At 72.4% G+C, this 1,100-nt stretch carries 3 protein-coding genes; 2 read left to right on the top strand and 1 reads right to left on the bottom strand.

The features are described from left to right. The coding region (locus tag EIO58_RS18410) for a LacI family DNA-binding transcriptional regulator (protein WP_164861889.1) at nucleotides 1–113 on the bottom strand (113 nt) is incomplete at its 3' end. Between the two features lie 95 nt (nucleotides 114–208). Here EIO58_RS18410 and EIO58_RS18405 point away from each other — a divergent pair. Continuing rightward, nucleotides 209–901: a ThuA domain-containing protein gene (locus tag EIO58_RS18405; protein ID WP_127820604.1), complete on the top strand. Its 693-nt coding sequence runs from the start codon at nucleotides 209–211 to the stop codon at nucleotides 899–901. Continuing rightward, nucleotides 886–1,100: Gfo/Idh/MocA family oxidoreductase (locus EIO58_RS18400; RefSeq protein ID WP_240659020.1), on the top strand; the 215-nt coding region annotated here is incomplete at its 3' end. The genes EIO58_RS18405 and EIO58_RS18400, both read left to right, overlap by 16 nt.

Raw genomic sequence — 1,100 nt, 5'->3', positions numbered from 1 at the left:
CGGCTCCGGGTGGCCGTGGCCAGGTCGCCGCGGCCGCTGAGCGCCCGCGAGGCGGTCGCGACGCTGACCCCGGCGTGAGCGGCGACGTCGGCGAGGGTGGCGCGCGGGTGCATCAGCCCAGTTTTGCGCAAGTTCGTCGACGCCCGCTCGCGCCACTGGCATCCTCGAACCCCGAGAGGTCACGCCCATCACCGTCGAAGGGATCCGCATGCCCCGCACCGCTCTCGTCGTCCGCGGCGGGTGGGAAGGCCACCATCCCGTCGAGGCCACCGACCTGTTCGTGCCGTTCCTGCGCGAGAGCGGGTTCGAGGTCGCGATCGAGGGCAGCCCCGACGTGTACGCCGACGCCGCGCGCATGGCCGCGACCGACCTCGTGCTGCAGTGCGTCACGATGTCGCAGATCTCGGCCGACGCGCTCCGCGGACTCCGCGACGCCGTGGCAGCGGGCACCGGTCTCGCGGGCTGGCACGGCGGCATCGCCGACTCGTACCGTGCCGGCTCGGACTACCTGCAGCTGGTCGGCGGGCAGTTCGCGACGCATCCGTCGAAGGCTCCGGGCGAGGTCCACGGCGACGAGACCGACAACCATCTCGACTACACCGTCGAGATCACCGCCCTCGGCCGCACGCACGAGATCACCGCCGGCATCGACGACTTTTCGCTGCGCACCGAGCAGTACTGGGTGCTCCACGACGACCTCATCGACGTGCTGGCGACCACGACCCATCCCGTGCAGCCGTACCACCCATGGCATCGGCCGATCGTGTCGCCCGCGGTCTGGACGCGTGAGTGGGGCGCCGGCCGCATCTTCGTCGCGACGCCCGGCCACAGCCCCGACGTCCTGCGGGACGGCAACGTCCGCACCATCATCGAACGGGGCCTGCTGTGGGCGGCACGGTGATCGACGTCGGCATCGTCGGACTCGGGTTCATCTCGGCGCAGTACCTCGACACGCTCCTCGCGACGCCGCGGGCGCGGATCGCGGCCGTCGCCGACCTCGACGCCTCGCGAGCCGCGGCGGTGGCGGAGCGCATCCCCGGTTGCCGCGCGCTCACGACCGGCGAGCTGCTCGCCGATCCCGGCATCCGCGTCGTCCTCAA

Origin of the sequence: Microbacterium sp. CPCC 204701, from assembly GCF_004010105.1 — a bacterium.
GTDB lineage: Bacteria > Actinomycetota > Actinomycetes > Actinomycetales > Microbacteriaceae > Microbacterium.
Note: the sequence above shows the minus strand (reverse complement) of the source record. Positions and strands in the feature narration are given on the sequence as shown.